Source organism: Pseudomonas sp. OG7 (assembly GCF_014192825.1).
GTDB lineage: Bacteria > Pseudomonadota > Gammaproteobacteria > Pseudomonadales > Pseudomonadaceae > Aquipseudomonas > Aquipseudomonas monteilii.
Genome location: NZ_JACHYK010000006.1, coordinates 256,170 through 273,794 on the forward strand (window position 1 = coordinate 256,170; position 17,625 = coordinate 273,794).

The following is a 17,625-nucleotide window of genomic DNA, read 5'->3' on the forward strand; positions in this document are numbered from 1 at the left end:
CATGGGCTACCGCCTGTCGAAGATCTACACCCGCACCGGCGACAAGGGCGAAACCGGCCTGGGCGACGGTCGCCGGGTACCCAAGGACCACCCGCGGATCGAGGCGATTGGCGAGGTGGACAGCCTGAACAGCCAGTTGGGCGTGCTACTGGCGGGGTTGGCCGAGCAAGGGCTGGATGAGGTGAGTGCCGTGCTCGCGCCGTGTCAGCACCGCCTGTTCGACCTTGGGGGGGAGCTGGCAATGCCGAGTTACCAGGCGCTGAACCTGGCGGAGGTTGAGCGGCTGGAGGCGGCTATCGATGTGTGGAATGAAGAGCTGGGGCCGTTGAAGAACTTCATACTGCCCAGTGGTTCGGCGCTGGTGGCACAGGCGCATGTGTGCCGCTGTTTGGCGCGTAGCGCTGAACGGCGCTGTCAGCAGTTGAATGCAGTTGAGCCGTTGGAGGGGGTTGGGCTGGCGTATATCAACCGGCTTTCGGATCTGCTGTTTGTGGCGGCGCGGATCATTGGCCGGCGGCAGGGCATTGCAGAGGTGCTGTGGCAGCCTGCTGATAAGCCTCAAGGCTGATATTACCGGGGCTGCTTTGCAGCCCCTCTCAAAGGCGACTCAGATTTCAGGCCAGAACGCTCGGATGCCGGCCACACCTTGTGCCCCGACATCCCAGGCCTGCTCGCGCTCACCCGGCCCTACCCCACCCAGCAGGTAGACCGGCTTGTTGAACCCGGCAATCAACCGCTGCGCATCATCCCACCCCAGCGGTACCGCCTCAGGGTGGGTCTGGGTCGCCTGCACCGGAGACAAGGTGACAAAGTCCACGCCCATCTGCTCCGCCAGCGCCAGCTCCTCAGCGCTGTGGCACGACGCTGCCAGCCAACGTTCCTTGGGGAACGGCCGGCCCTTGGCCGCGTACTTGCGCAACTGCGCCGCCGTCAGGTGCCAACCCGCCGAGGGGAAGTCACCCAGCCACTCCAGCGGCCCCTTGAGCATCAGCTGTGCCTTGCCCGCACACAGCCCGACCGCGTCCACCGCTACATCGCGGTACTTGGGGTCGTACATGTCCGGGGCACGCAGCTGGATCAGCCGAATACCCCTGGCCACCGCCTTCTGGATGCCCTTGAGCATCTGCGGCACTTCCAGGCCATCCGGGGTAATCAGGTACTGGTCCGGCAGGCGCGCAGCGGCAACGATCGGCTTGTTGGCCTCCGGGAATTCGTACTGCGGCAAGTCGCGCGGGGCCACCCATTCCAACGGCTGCCCCTCGGCGCCATGGGGTTCGCCGGTGAACGCGTCGACCTCGCGCACGTCCAGCAGCACCTGCTTGTCCGGGTAATCATGGCTGACCTTGATCAGCGCACGCGAACGGGTGACCTCGATGCCCAGTTCCTCGCGCAGCTCACGGGCCAGCGCCGCTTCCACGCTTTCGCCCGCTTCTACCTTGCCACCGGGAAACTCCCATAGGCCGCCCTGGTGCTGGGTATCCGCCCGACGTGCGATCAGAATACGCCCGTCATCGCCACGAATGACGGCAGCTACTACATGAATCCGTTTCACCCTTCACGCTCCGCCAGGCCAGCCTGCTGCCAAGCCTTGAAGGCTGGCCACTGATAAATGGTCTCGATGTAGGCGGCCGCCTCTGCTGGCACCGCCACGCGGTAGGTGCGCAGACGCACGGCCACCGGGGCGAAGAAGGCATCGGCCAGGCTCGGCTTGCCGAACAGGAACGGGCCGTTGTCCTTGGCCACCACGCGGCATTCGGACCACAGCGCGACGATACGGTCGATGTCGACTTGCACGTCCAGTGGCACTTCGTCCAAGGCACTGTCACGCGACAAGTCGAACGGCATGGCGCCACGCAGGGCAAAGAAGCCGCTGTGCATCTGCGCGCAGGCAGAACGGGCCTGGGCACGGGCCGCGACATCGGCAGGCCACAGCTGCGCGTCAGGGTGCTGTTCGTTGAGGTATTCGCCAATCGCCAGGGAGTCGGCGATCACACCGTGCTCGGTCTTGAGCAGCGGTACCTTGCCAGTGGCGGAGAATGCGAGGATGCGCTGACGGGTATCAGGCTGGTTGAGTTTGATCAGGGTTTCTTCGTAGGGCACGCCAGCCAGCTCGAGGGCCAGGGCGCCACGCAGCGACCAGGAGGAATACAGCTTGTCGCCGATGATCAGGTGATAGCTCATGGTTCGGCTCCATTGTTTTGGAATTTTGGGGCTGCTTTGCAGCCCTTTCGCGGCACGAGGCCGCTCCTACAAAAGCGCGCGCGGTCCCTGTAGGAGCGGCCTCGTGCCGCGAAAGGGCCGCAACGCGGCCCCAGTTGCATCAAGTACGGTATTCGGCGTTGATCTTCACGTACTCGTGGGACAGGTCGGTGGTCCAGATGGTTTCGCTGCACGCACCGCGGCCCAACTCGATACGAATGGTGATCTCTTCCTGGGCCATCACTGCCGAGCCTTGCGCTTCGGTGTAGCTTGGGCTGCGGCCGCCCTGGCTGGCGATGCACACGCTATCCAGGTACACGTCGATCAGGCTCACATCCAGCTCCGGCACGCCCGCACGGCCAACAGCCGCGAGGATACGGCCCCAGTTCGGGTCGGAGGCGAACAGTGCAGTCTTGATCAGCGGCGAGTGGGCCACGGCGTAGCCGACGTCCAGGCATTCCTGGTGGTTGCCACCGCCGTTAACCTGCACGGTCACGAACTTGGTGGCACCTTCGCCGTCACGAACGATGGCCTGGGCCACTTCCATGCACACTTCGAACACCGCTTTTTTCAGCGCTTCGAACAGCGCGCCGCTCGCTTCAGTGACTTCCGGCAGGTTGGCCTTGCCGGTGGCGATCAGCATGCAGCAGTCGTTGGTCGAGGTGTCGCCGTCGATGGTGATGCGGTTGAACGACTTGTTGGCGCCGTCCAGCATCAGGTCCTTGAGCACCGCCGGGGCAACCTTGGCGTCCGTGGCGATGTAGCCGAGCATGGTGGCCATGTTCGGGCGGATCATGCCGGCGCCTTTGCTGATGCCGGTGACGGTAACGGTCACGCCGTCGTGCTGGAACTGGCGGCTGGCGCCCTTGGGCAGGGTGTCGGTGGTCATGATGCCGGTGGCGGCTTCAGCCCAGTGGTTTTCCGACAGGTTGTCGAGGGCGGCCTGCAGTGCACCTTCGATCTTCTCGACCGGCAGTGGCTCACCGATCACGCCGGTGGAGAACGGCAGTACCGACTCGGCCGGCACGCCAGCCAATTCGGCCAGCTTGGCGCAAGTACGCTCGGCAGCCGCCAGGCCTGGCGCGCCGGTACCGGCGTTGGCATTACCGGTATTGGTCAGCAGGTAACGCACGGTGCCCTGAACACGCTGCTTGGAAAGGATCACCGGCGCTGCGCAGAAGGCGTTGAGGGTGAACACGCCGGCCACGCTGGAGCCTTCGGCACAGCGCATCACCACCACGTCCTTGCGCCCAGGGCGCTTGATGCCGGCAGAAGCGATGCCGAGTTCAAAACCCGGAACCGGGTGCAGGGTGGGCAAAGGACCAAGACCAACAGCCATTAGAGCGCTCCTAGAAAACGGTGAATATGGAAAAAGGGGGCCGCAATGCGGCCCCCAAGGTTGTCACGATACAGCAATCAGGTCAGATCACTCGATCTGGCCATGGCAATGCTTGAACTTCTTGCCCGAACCACACCAGCACGGCTCGTTGCGGCCCAGCTTCTGGTCGTTGCGCACCGGCGCCGAGGCTACCGCCACTTCGGCAACTTCTTCGCTCAGTTGTTCGCTTTCCAGGCCCGGTGCAGCGGCATGCTGGAACTGCATGCGGCTGGCCAGTTCCTCGGCCTCGCGGCGCAGACGGGCTTCTTCCTCGGCCGGGTCTTCGCGGCGAACCTGAACGTGCGAAAGTACGCGGATGGTGTCGCGCTTGATCGACTCGAGCAGCTCCTGGAACAGGGTGAACGACTCGCGCTTGTACTCCTGCTTCGGGTTCTTCTGCGCATAGCCACGCAGGTGAATACCGTGACGCAGGTGGTCCATGGTCGACAGGTGGTCTTTCCACAGGTCGTCCAGCACGCGCAGCAGGATCTGCTTCTCGAAGGTACGCAGGGCGTCGATACCGGCCTGGTCTTCCTTCTCGGTGTAGGCAGTGGTGATTTCGTTCAGCAGCTTCTCGCGCAGGGTCTCTTCGTAGAGGTGATCGTCCTCGTCGAGCCATTGCTGGATCGGCAACTTCATGGCGAAATCGCTGGCCAGCGACGCCTCCAGGCCGGCCACGTCCCACTGTTCGGGCAGCGACTGCGGCGGGATGTGCTGGCTGATGGTAGCGTCCAGCACTTCCTTGCGGAATTCGACGATGGTGTCGCCGATGTTTTCGGCTGCCAGCAGGCTGTTGCGCATGTGGTAGATCACCTTGCGCTGCTCGTTGGCCACGTCATCGTATTCGAGCAATTGCTTACGGATGTCGAAGTTGCGGCCTTCGACCTTGCGCTGGGCCTTCTCGATGGCGTTGGTGACCATGCGGTGCTCGATGGCCTCGCCCGACTGCATGCCGAGTGCCTTCATGAAGTTCTTCACCCGGTCAGAGGCGAAGATACGCATCAGGCTGTCTTCCAGCGACAGGTAGAAGCGGCTGGAACCCGGGTCGCCCTGACGGCCGGAACGGCCCCGCAGCTGGTTGTCGATACGGCGCGACTCGTGGCGTTCGGAGGCGATCACGTGCAGGCCACCGGCTTCGATCACCTGCTGGTGACGCTTCTGCCAGTCGGCCTTGATCTGCGCGATCTGCTCGGCGGTCGGGTTTTCCAGGGCGGCCACTTCGGCTTCCCAGTTACCACCCAACAGGATGTCGGTACCACGGCCGGCCATGTTGGTGGCGATGGTCAGCGCACCCGGGGCACCGGCTTGCGCGATGATCTCGGCTTCCTTTTCGTGGTACTTGGCGTTCAGTACCTTGTGGTCGATGCCTTCCTTCTTGAGCAGGTTCGACATGTGCTCGGACGTTTCGATGGTCGCGGTACCCACCAGGATCGGCCGGCCCTGCTTCATGCTTTCCTTGATGTCGGCGATGATCGCAGCGTATTTCTCGTCGGCGGTCAGGTACACCAGGTCGTTGAAGTCCTTACGCGCCAGTGGTTTGTTCGGCGGAATGACCATCACGTTGAGGGCGTAGATCGACTGGAACTCGAACGCTTCAGTGTCAGCGGTACCGGTCATGCCGGACAGCTTGGTGTACAGGCGGAAGTAGTTCTGGAACGTGGTCGAAGCCAGGGTCTGGCTCTCGGCCTGGATGTTCAGGTTCTCTTTGGCTTCGATGGCCTGGTGCAGGCCTTCGGACAGGCGACGACCCGGCATGGTACGACCGGTGTGTTCGTCGATCAGCAGTACCTGGCCGTCCTGGACGATGTACTCGACGTTGCGGTGGAACAGCTTGTGCGCGCGCAGGCCTGCGTAGACGTGGGTCAGCAGGCCCAGGTTGTGCGCGGAGTACAGGCTCTCGCCCTCGGCCAGCAGGCCGGCCTGGGTGAGCATTTCCTCGATGTACTGGTGACCGGCTTCGTTCAGCTCGACCTGACGGCTCTTCTCGTCGATGGTGAAGTGGCCTTCCTGGGTAACCTGGCCTTCCACTTCCTCGATGTGCTGGGTCAGGCGCGGGATCAGGCGATTGATCTCGATATACAGCTTGGAGCTGTCTTCGGCCTGGCCGGAGATGATCAACGGGGTGCGCGCTTCGTCGATGAGGATGGAGTCGACTTCGTCGATCACGGCGAAGTTCAGTTCACGCTGGAACTTCTCGTCCTGGCTGAACGCCATGTTGTCGCGCAGGTAGTCGAAACCGAATTCGTTGTTGGTGCCGTAGGTGATGTCGGACGCATAGGCCGCACGCTTTTCTTCCGGCGGCTGAAACGCCGAGACGATTCCGACCGACAGGCCGAGGAATTCGTACAGCGGGCGCATCCAGTTGGCGTCACGGCGGGCCAGGTAGTCGTTGACGGTGACCACGTGCACGCCCTTGCCGGACAGTGCGTTGAGGTACACGGCCAGGGTACCGACCAAGGTCTTGCCTTCACCGGTGCGCATTTCTGCGATCATACCCTCGTGCAGGGTCATGCCGCCGATCAGCTGCACGTCGAAGTGGCGCATGCCCATCACGCGTTTGCCGGCCTCACGGGCTACGGCGAAGGCTTCAGGCAGCAATTGGTCCAGTGTCTCGCCTTTGGCCAAACGCTCCTTGAACTCTGCGGTCTTGCCCCGCAGCTGTTCGTCGGAGAGGGCCACCATCTTCTCTTCGAAGGCATTGACGATACTCACCGTCTTGAGCATGCGTTTCACTTCACGCTCGTTCTTGCTTCCAAAAAGTTTCTTTAACAAAGGCGCAAACATATCGGCAGGATCTTCCACACGTAGGGATGGAGGGCGGCCCCATGAGTCGCCCGTGCAGCCCTGAGGCCGCATGCGAACGAGCATTCTACCCGGAAACGATGGTGAGGAAAGTGGTGGATTTCCACGATGCTATTACAGCGTTTTGGCGGGGGCTTGTCTTAGATAGGGTCATTCTCCCTGAGTTCAAGGCTTGACAACATGAAAGGTATCGAGAACCAATCTTATCTTCTGCTGCCCGCGAAGAGGCCGGTGCAGGCTATAGAGGTGTTAAACTGCCGACCACGTAACCTCATGCATACCCCATGGCCTACAAACCCTCCCCCGCCCAGCCACCTTCCGCCCTGCTCCGACAGGTGCGCCCGCTGCGCCTGCTGCTGAACCAGGCCGAGCGCCTGGAGCACCTGCAGCGCCTGCTGGAAAGCCAGCTGCAACCGGCTGCCCGCGAGCACTGCCATGTCGCATCATGGCGCGATGGTACTTTGTTGCTGGTGGTTACCGACGGCCATTGGGCAACCCGCCTGCGCTACCAGCAGAAGCGCCTGCTGGCGGCATTGCAGGCTATGGAAGCCTTCGGCAACCTCCGGCGCATCCTGTACAAGGTGCAGCCACCGCTGGTGCCAGCCAAGCGCGGCGGGCATGCTGCCGAACTCTCGAACAGCGCCGCCGAGAGCCTGCGCGACACCGCCGAGGGCATCACCGACCCCAAGCTACGTGCCGCACTGGAACGGTTGGCTGCCCACGCCAACGGCAAGGCATAAAAAAGGCCACCCGAAGGTGGCCTTGATTACAACACTAGAGAGAGTGTTCGAACTTACACGGCCGCAACAGGGCGCATGTACGAGATCGGTGCCGTGCTGGCATCTTCGAACGTAACCACTTCCCAGGCATCGGTTTCGGCAATCAGTTTGCGCAGCAGCTGGTTGTTCAGCGCGTGGCCGGACTTGTAGCCCTTGAACTCGCCGATCAGGCTGTTGCCCAGCAGATAGAGGTCGCCAATGGCGTCGAGGATCTTGTGCTTGACGAATTCGTCATCGGATCGAAGGCCGTCTTCGTTAAGCACACCCGTTTCGTCGACGACGATGGCGTTCTCGACACTGCCGCCCAGCGCAAGGTTGTGCTTGCGCAGGTACTCGATGTCACGCATGAAACCGAAAGTGCGGGCGCGGCTGACTTCCTTCACGAACGAGGTGCTGGAAAAGTCAACGACTGCACTCTGGGTCTGGCCCTTGAGGACCGGGTGATCGAAGTCGATCTCGAAGCTCACTTTGAACCCTTCGAAAGGCAGGAACGTGGCGCGCTTGTCGCCCTCTTCCACGGTTACCTCACGCAGGATGCGGATGAACTTCTTGGCTGCGTCCTGTTCTTCCAGGCCAGCAGACTGAATCAGGAATACAAAAGGACCGGCGCTGCCATCCATGATCGGCACTTCCGAGGCGGAGAGCTCGACGTAGGCGTTATCGATGCCCAGGCCCGCCATGGCGGAGAGCAGGTGCTCGACCGTATCGACCTTGACGTCACCGTTGACCAGCGTCGTCGACATGGTTGTCTCGCCGACGTTGGCCGCACGCGCAGGGATTTCGACCACAGGGTCGAGGTCGGCGCGGCGGAAGACGATGCCGGTGTCAACAGGTGCAGGCTTGAGGGTCAGGTAAACCTTCTCCCCGGAGTGCAGACCGACACCTGTGGCACGGATGGTATTCTTCAGGGTGCGTTGTTTAATCATGGCATTGGCCGCTTCAGCGCAAATTGCGAACAGGTATCAACAAAGGCTGGGGATGATAACAGACCCAACCTTTGATGAATACCAATCACCTTTATACCCCTGATAAATTCCATTAATCAGCCTGACGACGCAGGAAAGCCGGGATATCGAGGTAGTCCAGGTCGTCCTGAGGGTTCAGTTTAGCGGCTGCGGCAGCACCTGCATGGGCCTGGTTGCGCATCACGGTCGGGCGCTCCAGGTCACGGTAGTTGACCGCTGGCTGCTCCTGACGAACCGGTGCAGGGTTGGATGCTTCGTACGCCTGCTGAGCGGTCTGCAGGGTGTTGTCCACCACTTTGACCGGCTTCTCGATGCGCGCGCCCAGGCCAGTGGCCACAACGGTCACGTGCAGTTCGTCGCGCATATCCGGGTCGATCACGGTGCCGACCTTGACCATGGCGTGGTCAGAGGCGAAGGCTTCGATGATGCTACCCACGTCGGAGTACTCACCCAGCGACAGGTCCGGGCCTGCGGTGATGTTCACCAGGATGCCGCGGGCGCCCTGCAGGTTGACGTCTTCCAGCAGCGGGTTGCGGATGGCAGCCTCAGTGGCTTCACGCGCACGGTTCGGGCCGCTGGCGCAACCAGTACCCATCATGGCCATGCCCATTTCACCCATCACGGTGCGCACGTCGGCGAAGTCGACGTTGATCATGCCCGGACGCTTGATGATGTCGGAGATACCGCGCACGGCACCGGCCAGAACATCGTCAGCCTTGGCGAACGCCGACAGCAGGCTGGCATCCTTGCCCAGGATGGTCAGCAGCTTCTCGTTGGGGATGGTGATCAACGAGTCGACGCTTTCGGCCAGCATGCGGATGCCTTCATCGGCGATCTGCATACGTTTGCGGCCCTCGAACGGGAACGGACGGGTCACCACGGCTACGGTGAGGATGCCCATTTCCTTGGCCACTTCGGCAATGATCGGCGCTGCACCGGTACCGGTACCGCCACCCATGCCAGTGGTGATGAACACCATGTTGGTGCCCTGCAGCACTTCAGCGATGCGCTCACGGTCTTCCAGCGCGGCCTGACGGCCGACTTCCGGATTGGCACCGGCACCCAGGCCCTTGGTCACACCAGTGCCCAATTGCAGGATGGTACGCGCACCGATGTTTTTCAGCGCTTGAGCATCAGTGTTGGCGCAAATGAATTCCACGCCTTCGATGCTGCTCTTGACCATGTGGTTGACGGCGTTGCCGCCACCACCACCAACGCCGATCACCTTGATGACCGGGCTTTGCGGGACGTTGTCTACGAGCTCGAACATTTTCCCTCTCCTTACAGTTCTCTAGTTGTTGCGCCTACCACTACTGCTTTGAAACTTAGAAGTTGCCCTGGACCCACTTCTTGAAGCGCTCAAGTACTGGGGCCTTCGGTTCATCGCCATAGCTGTTGTTGCTGCTGTTGCTGTTACCGGTCAGGACCATGTCCTCGGACTGCTTCAGCAGGCCGTAGGTGAGCAGGCCCACGCCGGTGGAATAGATCGGGTTGCGCACCACGTCGCTCAGCCCACGAACGCTGTGCGGTACGCCCAGGCGTACCGGCATGTGGAAGATTTCCTCAGCCAGTTCCACGGCACCTTCCATCTTCGCGGTGCCGCCGGTGAGGACGATGCCGGCCGGCACCAGGTCCTCGTAGCCGCTGCGGCGCAGCTCGGCCTGGATCAGGGTGAAGAGCTCGTCGTAACGTGGCTCCACCACCTCGGCCAGGGCCTGGCGCGACAGCTCGCGCGGTGGGCGGTCGCCCACGCTCGGCACTTTGATGGTCTCGCCGGCACCGGCCAGTTTGGCCAGGGCGCAGGCGTAGCGGATCTTGATTTCTTCGGCGTACTGGGTCGGGGTACGCAGGGCCATGGCGATGTCGTTGGTCACCTGGTCACCGGCAATCGGGATGACTGCGGTGTGACGGATGGCGCCTTCGGTGAAGATGGCGATGTCGGTGGTGCCACCACCGATGTCCACCAGGCACACGCCCAGCTCTTTTTCATCGTCGGTCAGCACCGAGTACGCCGAGGCCAGTTGCTCGAGGATGATGTCGTCGATTTCCAGGCCACAGCGGCGTACGCATTTCTCGATGTTCTGCGCCGCATTCACTGCGCAGGTGACCACGTGAACCTTGGCTTCCAGGCGCACGCCCGACATGCCCAGTGGCTCGCGCACGCCTTCCTGATTGTCGATCACGTAGTCCTGCGGCAGGGTGTGCAGCACACGCTGGTCGGCCGGAATGGCCACGGCCTGGGCGGCGTCGAGTACACGCTCCAGGTCGGCCAGGCTGACCTCGCGGTCGCGGATGGCGACGATGCCGTGGGAGTTCAGGCTGCGGATGTGGTTGCCGGCCACGCCAACGAAGGCCGAGTGGATACGGCAGCCGGCCATCAGCTGCGCTTCTTCCACCGCGCGCTGGATCGACTGAACGGTGGACTCGATGTTCACCACCACGCCTTTCTTCAGGCCACGGGACGGATGGGTACCGATCCCGACGATTTCCAGGGTGCCGTCTTCGCCCACTTCGCCCACCAGCGCCACCACCTTGGAGGTGCCAATGTCCAGCCCGACGATCATTTTGCCGCTATGCGCGTTTGCCATGGTCCTGCCTCTCTCTAATTCTTCGCAACGGCGGGTTGGGCCGTCGTCGGTGCAATCGGTTCCCGCCAACCAACGGCAAGTCCGTTGGAATAACGCAGATCAATGCGGGCGATAGTGGTGATCTGGTCTTTGAGTGTTTTGTCGTAAATGGCAATGAAACGGCGCATCTTCTCCACCAGATGATCGCGCCCCAGCAGCAGCTCGATGCCTGGCCCGGCGCTGCTCGCGCCAGTGGTCAGGAACCAGCTGCCTCGCTCGCGCAGCTCCAGGCGAGCGATGGAAAAGCCCAGGGGGCGCAGCATCTGGCTCAATACCTGATACTGCTGCATGACTTGTTGCTGAGCACGTTGCGGCCCGACCAGCTGCGGCAGGTGCTCATAGTTGGCCAGTTCACGCGGGGTAAAGGCCTGGCCCTGGTTGTTGAGCAAGGCTTCGTCACCCCAGCGTGCCACCGGCAGCTGCTCTTCCAGGCGGATCACCACCTCGTCGGGCCACACCCGGCGCACTTCGGCGTGGGCGATCCATGGCATCTGTTCGAGTTCCGCACGCATCGCCGGCAGGTCGACGCTGAAGAAACTCGCCGCCACGTAGGGCGCGATACGCTGCTGCACCGATTGCTGGCTGATGTAGCTGAGGTCACCCTGCACGTCGATCTTGGTGATCGGCCGGTCGGCATAGGGCATCAGGCGAATGGCACCCTCATAAGCACCAAAGCCGGCCGCCACCAGCAGCACCGGCCACAGCAGGCGTTTGAGGCCGCCCAGGCTTGGACGCGGCAGGCGCGCCGATACGGGCTCGTCGGCCACCAGCCGGCTGGCACCACGCGGTACCGGCTTACTACGGCCGGTAACGGGTTGCTGCTGACGTATCATCGCGCCTTGCATGGTTATTAACCTCGCGTCGCCACGCTTTCAGCCAGGATTGCCAGCACCAGTTGCTGGAAGTCCAGGCCTGCCGCGCGGGCCGCCATGGGCACCAGGCTATGATCAGTCATGCCAGGTGCGGTGTTGACTTCGAGCAGCCAGAACCGGCCCTGCTCGTCCTGCATCACGTCCAGACGCCCCCAGCCTTCGATGCCAATGGCATCACAGGCGCGTGCGGTCAGGTCGATCAGTTCCTGTTCCTTGACGCTATCCAGGCCGCAAGGAATGCGGTACTGGGTATCGTTGGCGATGTACTTGGCGTCGTAGTCGTAGAACACATGCGGCGTACCCAGGGCGATCGGCGGCAGCACCTGACCGCGCAAGACCGCGATGGTGAACTCCGGACCGTGGATCCACTGTTCCACCAGTACCTGGGAATCGTATTTGGCGGCGTCCTGCCAGGCAGCGACCAGTTCCTGGGTGCTGTTCACCTTGGCCATGCCGATGCTAGAGCCTTCATGGGCGGGTTTGACGATAAGCGGGAAGCCCAGTTCCGTACTGGCCTGCAGACAATCGCTTTCACTCGCCAACACGGCGTGGCGCGGGGTGGGAATACCCAGGCTCTGCCACACCTGCTTGGTGCGCAACTTGTCCATGGCCAGCGCAGAGGCAAGGATACCGCTGCCGGTGTAGGGAATCCCCAGGCATTCCAGGAGCCCTTGCATGCTGCCGTCTTCACCGCCACGGCCGTGGAGGATGATGAAGGCGCGGTCGATCTTCTCGCGTTGCAGGCGGTCGAGCAGGTCGTCACCCACATCGATGGCGACCACGTCGACACCGGCAGTGGTCAGGGCATCGATCACCGCAGCGCCGGACTTCAGCGAGACTTCACGCTCGGCGCTCTTGCCACCGTACAGCACGGCGACACGGCCGAACGCCTTGACGTCCAGGGTCGAGTGCAGCTTTTCGTAGGCGCTGGTCATTTCGACTTCTCCTGCTTGGCGCCAGCGAACAGCGGGCTTTTCATCAATTGCGGGGCCAGGCCGCCGACATCACCGGCACCTTGGCAGATCAGGATGTCACCGGCACGCAGCAGTGGTTTCACCAACGGTGCCAGCTCAGCGCCACGTTCGATGTAGATCGGGTCCAGCTTGCCGCGCTGGCGGATGCTATGGCACAGCTGGCGGCTGTCGGCACCAGGGATCGGCTCTTCGCCGGCCGGGTAGACCTCCATCAGCAGTAGCACGTTGGCATCACCCAGCACCTGGACGAAATCGTCGTACAGGTCGCGGGTGCGGCTGTAGCGGTGCGGCTGGTAGACGATCACCAGGCGGCGGCTTGGCCACCCCCCCCGCACGGCCTTGATCACCGCCGCCACTTCGGTCGGGTGGTGGCCGTAGTCGTCGACCAGCATCACGCTGCCGCCTTCGACCGGCAGTTCGCCATACACCTGGAAGCGTCGGCCGACACCCTGGAAGCCGGACAGCCCCTGGATGATGGCCTCGTCGGTGATGCCTTCGTCAGTGGCGATGGCAATGGTGGCAAGGGCATTGAGCACGTTGTGGTTGCCGGGCATGTTCACCGACACCTCAAGTGGCTCGCGGTCCCGACGCAGCACGGTGAAGTGCGTTTGCATGCCCTGCTGGCGCACGTTGATGGCGCGGATATCGGCCTCTTCGCTGAAGCCATAGGTCACGGTCGGGCGCTTCACCTGCGGCAGGATCTCGCGCACCACCGGGTCGTCCAGGCACATCACGGCCAAGCCGTAGAACGGCAGGTTGTGCAGGAACTCGACGAAGGTTTTCTTCAGCTTGTTGAAGTCACCTTCATAGGTCGCCATGTGGTCGGCGTCGATGTTGGTGACCACGGCCACCATGGGCTGCAGGTGCAGGAAGCTGGCATCGCTTTCATCCGCTTCGGCGATCAGGTAGCGGCTGGTGCCCAACTGGGCATTGGTACCGGCAGCGGTCAGGCGGCCACCGATGACGAAGGTCGGGTCCAGGCCGCCGGCCGCGAACACCGAGGCCAGCAGGCTGGTGGTGGTGGTCTTGCCGTGGGTACCGGCTACGGCCACACCATGGCGATAGCGCATCAGTTCGGCGAGCATCTCGGCGCGCGGCACTACCGGAATGCGGCGCTCCAGGGCGGTGGCCACTTCGGGGTTGGCCGGATTGATGGCGCTGGACACCACCAGCACATCGGCGGTGGCAGCGTTCTCGGCGCGGTGGCCGACGAAGATCTCGGCACCGAACGATTCCAGGCGCTCAGTCACCGGCGAGGCTTTCAGGTCGGAACCGGACACTTCATAGCCCAGGTTCAGCAACACTTCGGCAATACCGCACATGCCCACGCCGCCGATACCGACGAAGTGGATACGGCGGATACGGCCCATCTTCGGCTGGGGCATGGCTTTCTGGCTCTCAACCATGGGCCACCTCCAGGCAGATATCGACCACGGTGCTGGTTGCGGCAGGTTTGGCCAGGCGCCGTGCGGTGCCTGCCATGACGTTGAGTTTTTCGGGTTGCATCAGCACCTCGTTCAGGCGTTCAGCGAGCTGCGCTGCGCCAGTTGTCGCTTGTGGCATCAGGAAGGCAGCGCCTTCTCGAGCCAGATATTGGGCGTTGTGGGTCTGGTGATCGTCGATGGCGTGGGGCAAAGGCACCAGCATCGAGGGCAGGCCTGCTGCCGCCAGCTCGCTGACGGTCAGGGCACCGGCCCGGCACACCACCATGTCGGCCCAGCCATAGGCTTGGGCCATGTCCTTGATAAAGGGCTCTACCTGAGCCTCGACGCCCGCCTCGTGATAACGCTCGGCGGTAATCGGCGCGTGTTGCTTGCCGGCCTGGTGGAACACCTCTGGCCGCAGGGTGGCGGGCACTTCGGACAGGGCCTTAGGCAACAATTTGTTCAATGGTTCCGCACCCAGGCTGCCACCGAGCACCAACAGACGTGCACGGCGCTCGGCCAGGGGTGCGCGTTGCGCATCCATGAACAACTCCGGGCGCACCGGGTTGCCGGTGGTACGACGCTTGTCGCTGGCCTCGAAGGTGTTCGGGAAAGCTTCGCAGACCCGCGCCGAGAGCGGCACCAGCAGCCGATTGGCGGTACCTGCACGCGCGTTCTGTTCGTGGATCACCAGCGGCACGCCACACAGCCGCGCGGCCACACCGCCAGGGCCGGTCACGTAGCCACCAAAGCCCAGTACGCATACCGGCTTGAGCTGGCGAATGATGCGCCGAGCCTGCAGCACGGCCTTGACCAGGGTGAACGGCGCCTTGAGCAGCGACAGTTTGCTTTTGCCGCGCAGGCCGCTGACCTGAATCAGGTGCAGTGGCAAGCCAGCCTGTGGCACCAGCTCGTTTTCAATGCCACGCGGGGTGCCCAGCCAGTGCACGCTGTAACCGCGCGCCTGGAACTCCCGCGCACAGGCCAGGGCCGGGAACACGTGGCCCCCGGTGCCGCCAGCCATGATCAGTACGTTCTTGCCGTCAGCGGCCATGACTGGTCTCCTCGGCAAAATCGCTTTCGCTGAATTCGTGTTCCTCGCTGCCCAGGTGCGTACGGCTTTCCCACTCGATGCGCAGCAACAAGCCCACGCAGGCGCAGCAGATCACCAGCGAGCTGCCCCCGTAACTGAGGAACGGCAGGGTCAGGCCTTTGGTCGGCAGCAGGCCGACGTTCACGCCGATGTTGATCAGGAACTGGCCAATCCACAGGAAGGCCAGGCCAAACGCCACATACGCAGCAAAGAACTGCTTGGCTTTTTCGGCCCAAAGGCCGATGTACAGGGCACGCACGGTGACGAACACGAACAGTGCGATGGTCACCAGCGAACCGACGACGCCCAGTTCCTCGGCCAATACCGAGAACACGAAGTCGGTGTGCGCTTCGGGCAGGTAAAACTGCTTCTGCACGCTGTTGCCCAGGCCAACGCCCAGCCACTCGCCACGCCCGAAGGCAATCAGCGCCTGGGTCAACTGGTAGCCAGAACCGAACTGGTCGGACCATGGGTCGGTAAAGGTAATAAGCCGCGCCATCCGGTACGGCTGCGCCTGTACCAGTACGAACACCGCCAGCACCGCCAACACCACCATCAGACTGAAGCGGAACAGCCCCACCCCACCCAGGAACAGCATGGCCGCCGCGGCGCCCATCATTACCACGGTGGCGCCAAAGTCCGGTTCCATCAGCAACAGGGCAGCCATGGGCAGCAGCACGATGAACGGTTTGAAAAAGCCCATCCAGGTCTCGCGTACCTCGGTTTGCCGACGTACCAGGTAACCGGCCAGGTAGACGACCACGAACACCTTGGCGATTTCCGAAGGCTGCACGTTGAAAAAGCTGAAGCCGATCCAGCGCATCGAACCGTTCACCTCACGGCCGATACCCGGCACCAGCACCAACACCAGCAGGCCGAAGGCGCCCAGCAGCATCATGAAGCCCATGCGCTGCCAGGTGGCGATCGGTACCAGCATGGTCGCGCCACAGGCCACCAGGCCCAGGAACACGTACACCAGGTGGCGGAACATGTGATAAAGCGGGTTGCCCGACTGCACCGCAGCCACTTCCGACGACGCCGAGGTGATCATCACCAGGCCCAGGCCCAGCAAGGCCAGGCAGCCGGCGAGCAGCGGGAAGTCCAGGTCGATGCCCCGGCCGCTGATCAGCGGCGACGGGTAGGGCTTGAAGATGCCGAAGATCATGCAAGGCCTCCCGCTGCCTGGGCGAACAGGCGCCCGCGTTCTTCGAAGTTCTTGAACATGTCGAGGCTGGCACATGCGGGCGACAACAGCACGGCATCGCCGGCCTGAGCCAGTTCGGCACACTGTTGCACGGCGTCAGCGAGGGTCTTGACCCGTACCAGTGGCACGTCATCACCCAGGGCCTCGGCCAGGCGCTCGGCATCACGGCCAAGCAGTACAACGGCCCGGCAGAAGCGCTTGACCGGCTCACGCAAGGCCGTGAACTCGGCACCTTTGCCGTCGCCACCGGCGATCAATACCAGTTTGCCTTCGATATCGGCACCCAGGCCTTCGATGGCGGCCAAGGCTGCACCGACGTTGGTGGCCTTGGAATCGTCGTACCAGTTCACGCCATTGCGCTCACGCACCCACTGGCAGCGATGGGCCAGGCCACCGAACTCGCGCAGGGCTTCGAGCATGGGCTCGAACGGCAGGCCTGCTGCATGCCCCAGGGCCAACGCCGCCAAGGCATTGCTCTGGTTGTGCGCACCGCGAATCTTCAGTTCACGCGCTGGCATCAGCGCCTGGAACTCGAATGCCAGGTATTTCTCGCCATCCACTTCGCGCAGGCCGAAGGCCTTGAAGTCCGGCTGGTTGAGGCCGAAGGTCCAGCACGGGCGGCCTTCCACCGGCAGCGGTCGGCTGAGGGCGTCCTGACGGTTGACCACGACCTGCTTCGCGCCGCGGAAAATCCGATGCTTGGCCAGGTGGTAGGCCGGCAGGCCGCTGTAGCGGTCCATATGGTCTTCGCTGATGTTCAGTACGGTGGCCACTTCAGCATTGAGCTGGTCAGTGGTTTCCAGCTGGAAGCTGGACAGCTCCAGCACGTACAGCTCGACGTCATCGGCCAGCAGGTCCAGCGCCGGGGTACCGAGGTTACCACCCACCGCTACACGCTTGCCCGCCTTGGCGGCCATTTCGCCGACCAGGGTAGTGACAGTGCTCTTGGCGTTGGAGCCGCTGATGGCAATGATCGGCGCTTTGGCGTTGCGGGCGAACAGTTCGATGTCACCGGACAGTTTCACGCCACGCGCAGCAGCCTGCTGCAGGGCTGGCGTGGCCAGGGCCAGGCCAGGGCTTACGTACAGCTCGTTGGCGCGGCACAGGAAGTCCACGTCCAGTTCACCACAACGCACTTCCACCTGCGGGTAATCACGGCGCAGGGTGTCCAGTTCCGGCGGTTGCTCGCGGGTGTCAGCGACCGCAAAGGCAATGCCCCGGTTCGCCAGGAAGCGAACCAGGGACATGCCGCTCTTGCCGAGGCCGACAACGATGCGGAATTGGTCGGAAGCGATCAAAGACACGCTC

15 protein-coding genes are annotated in these 17,625 nt (G+C 62.9%); 2 read left to right on the plus strand and 13 right to left on the minus strand.

Going from position 1 to position 17,625, the window contains the following annotated elements; all coding sequences use genetic code 11:
• Position 1 precedes the first annotated feature (1 nt).
• Positions 2-568: a cob(I)yrinic acid a,c-diamide adenosyltransferase gene (locus tag FHW75_RS16710; protein WP_025753953.1), complete on the plus strand. Its 567-nt coding sequence runs from the start codon at positions 2-4 to the stop codon at positions 566-568.
• Positions 569-607: 39 nt separating this feature from the next.
• Here the strand turns inward: FHW75_RS16710 and FHW75_RS16715 are convergent, their stop codons facing one another.
• The 4 genes from FHW75_RS16715 to secA form a co-directional block, all read right to left on the minus strand.
• On the minus strand, positions 608-1,552 hold the full coding sequence (locus FHW75_RS16715; RefSeq protein WP_025753954.1) for a Nudix family hydrolase: 945 nt from the start codon (positions 1,550-1,552) through the stop codon (positions 608-610).
• Positions 1,549-2,181 carry a glutathione S-transferase family protein gene (locus tag FHW75_RS16720; RefSeq protein ID WP_019097336.1) on the minus strand — a complete coding sequence of 211 codons (633 nt, stop codon included), beginning with the start codon at positions 2,179-2,181 and terminating at the stop codon, positions 1,549-1,551. Before FHW75_RS16720 ends, FHW75_RS16715 begins: the two co-directional genes overlap by 4 nt.
• Before the next feature lie 139 nt (positions 2,182-2,320).
• Complete coding sequence (argJ, locus tag FHW75_RS16725; RefSeq protein ID WP_019097337.1) at positions 2,321-3,538, minus strand: bifunctional glutamate N-acetyltransferase/amino-acid acetyltransferase ArgJ; 1,218 nt, start codon at positions 3,536-3,538, stop codon at positions 2,321-2,323.
• Positions 3,539-3,625: 87 nt separating this feature from the next.
• A complete protein-coding gene (gene secA / locus FHW75_RS16730; protein ID WP_019097338.1) occupies positions 3,626-6,361 on the minus strand; it encodes a preprotein translocase subunit SecA in 2,736 nt (911 codons plus the stop codon).
• A gap of 302 nt (positions 6,362-6,663) precedes the next feature.
• On the opposite strand from secA, the gene FHW75_RS16735 reads away from it, so the two are divergent.
• The gene (locus FHW75_RS16735) at positions 6,664-7,119 is read left to right on the plus strand and encodes a DUF721 domain-containing protein (protein ID WP_016713568.1); all 456 of its coding nucleotides are present in this window, start codon (positions 6,664-6,666) and stop codon (positions 7,117-7,119) included.
• Between the two features lie 53 nt (positions 7,120-7,172).
• Here FHW75_RS16735 and lpxC read toward each other — a convergent pair whose 3' ends face one another.
• The 9 genes from lpxC to murD all read right to left on the minus strand — a co-directional run bounded on the left by lpxC (position 7,173) and on the right by murD (position 17,621).
• Positions 7,173-8,084, minus strand: coding sequence for a UDP-3-O-acyl-N-acetylglucosamine deacetylase (lpxC, locus tag FHW75_RS16740; RefSeq protein ID WP_016713567.1), 912 nt, complete (start codon positions 8,082-8,084; stop codon positions 7,173-7,175).
• 112 nt (positions 8,085-8,196) lie between these two features.
• On the minus strand, positions 8,197-9,393 hold the full coding sequence (gene ftsZ, locus FHW75_RS16745; protein ID WP_003251871.1) for a cell division protein FtsZ: 1,197 nt from the start codon (positions 9,391-9,393) through the stop codon (positions 8,197-8,199).
• A gap of 55 nt (positions 9,394-9,448) precedes the next feature.
• Positions 9,449-10,711: a cell division protein FtsA gene (gene ftsA, locus FHW75_RS16750; protein ID WP_016713566.1), complete on the minus strand. Its 1,263-nt coding sequence runs from the start codon at positions 10,709-10,711 to the stop codon at positions 9,449-9,451.
• A 14-nt stretch (positions 10,712-10,725) separates the two neighbouring features.
• A complete protein-coding gene (locus FHW75_RS16755) occupies positions 10,726-11,595 on the minus strand; it encodes a cell division protein FtsQ/DivIB (RefSeq protein WP_019097340.1) in 870 nt (289 codons plus the stop codon).
• A 5-nt stretch (positions 11,596-11,600) separates the two neighbouring features.
• The gene (locus FHW75_RS16760) at positions 11,601-12,557 is read right to left on the minus strand and encodes a D-alanine--D-alanine ligase (RefSeq protein WP_019097341.1); all 957 of its coding nucleotides are present in this window, start codon (positions 12,555-12,557) and stop codon (positions 11,601-11,603) included.
• Positions 12,554-14,002 (minus strand): UDP-N-acetylmuramate--L-alanine ligase, encoded by a 1,449-nt coding sequence (murC, locus tag FHW75_RS16765; RefSeq protein ID WP_016713564.1) that lies wholly within the window; start codon positions 14,000-14,002, stop codon positions 12,554-12,556. Before murC ends, FHW75_RS16760 begins: the two co-directional genes overlap by 4 nt.
• A complete protein-coding gene (gene murG / locus FHW75_RS16770; protein ID WP_019097342.1) occupies positions 13,995-15,074 on the minus strand; it encodes an undecaprenyldiphospho-muramoylpentapeptide beta-N-acetylglucosaminyltransferase in 1,080 nt (359 codons plus the stop codon). The genes murC and murG overlap by 8 nt, the downstream gene beginning before the upstream one ends.
• Positions 15,064-16,278: a putative lipid II flippase FtsW gene (gene ftsW / locus FHW75_RS16775; RefSeq protein WP_019097343.1), complete on the minus strand. Its 1,215-nt coding sequence runs from the start codon at positions 16,276-16,278 to the stop codon at positions 15,064-15,066. The genes murG and ftsW overlap by 11 nt, the downstream gene beginning before the upstream one ends.
• On the minus strand, positions 16,275-17,621 hold the full coding sequence (murD, locus tag FHW75_RS16780) for a UDP-N-acetylmuramoyl-L-alanine--D-glutamate ligase (RefSeq protein WP_025753955.1): 1,347 nt from the start codon (positions 17,619-17,621) through the stop codon (positions 16,275-16,277). The genes ftsW and murD overlap by 4 nt, the downstream gene beginning before the upstream one ends.
• Positions 17,622-17,625: the final 4 nt, after the last annotated feature.

Bases quoted from the DNA above. Each gene is read 5' to 3' on its own strand.
- argJ (WP_019097337.1), bottom strand. From the start codon at position 3,538: ATGGCTGTTGGTCTTGGTCCTTTGCCCACCCTGCACCCGGTTCCGGGT.
- murG (WP_019097342.1), bottom strand. From the start codon at position 15,074: ATGGCCGCTGACGGCAAGAACGTACTGATCATGGCTGGCGGCACCGGG.
- FHW75_RS16735 (WP_016713568.1), top strand. From the start codon at position 6,664: ATGGCCTACAAACCCTCCCCCGCCCAGCCACCTTCCGCCCTGCTCCGA.
- secA (WP_019097338.1), bottom strand. From the start codon at position 6,361: ATGTTTGCGCCTTTGTTAAAGAAACTTTTTGGAAGCAAGAACGAGCGT.
- ftsW (WP_019097343.1), bottom strand. From the start codon at position 16,278: ATGATCTTCGGCATCTTCAAGCCCTACCCGTCGCCGCTGATCAGCGGC.
- FHW75_RS16710 (WP_025753953.1), top strand. From the start codon at position 2: ATGGGCTACCGCCTGTCGAAGATCTACACCCGCACCGGCGACAAGGGC.
- lpxC (WP_016713567.1), bottom strand. From the start codon at position 8,084: ATGATTAAACAACGCACCCTGAAGAATACCATCCGTGCCACAGGTGTC.
- FHW75_RS16720 (WP_019097336.1), bottom strand. From the start codon at position 2,181: ATGAGCTATCACCTGATCATCGGCGACAAGCTGTATTCCTCCTGGTCG.
- murC (WP_016713564.1), bottom strand. From the start codon at position 14,002: ATGGTTGAGAGCCAGAAAGCCATGCCCCAGCCGAAGATGGGCCGTATC.
- ftsA (WP_016713566.1), bottom strand. From the start codon at position 10,711: ATGGCAAACGCGCATAGCGGCAAAATGATCGTCGGGCTGGACATTGGC.
- FHW75_RS16760 (WP_019097341.1), bottom strand. From the start codon at position 12,557: ATGACCAGCGCCTACGAAAAGCTGCACTCGACCCTGGACGTCAAGGCG.
- FHW75_RS16755 (WP_019097340.1), bottom strand. From the start codon at position 11,595: ATGCAAGGCGCGATGATACGTCAGCAGCAACCCGTTACCGGCCGTAGT.
- ftsZ (WP_003251871.1), bottom strand. From the start codon at position 9,393: ATGTTCGAGCTCGTAGACAACGTCCCGCAAAGCCCGGTCATCAAGGTG.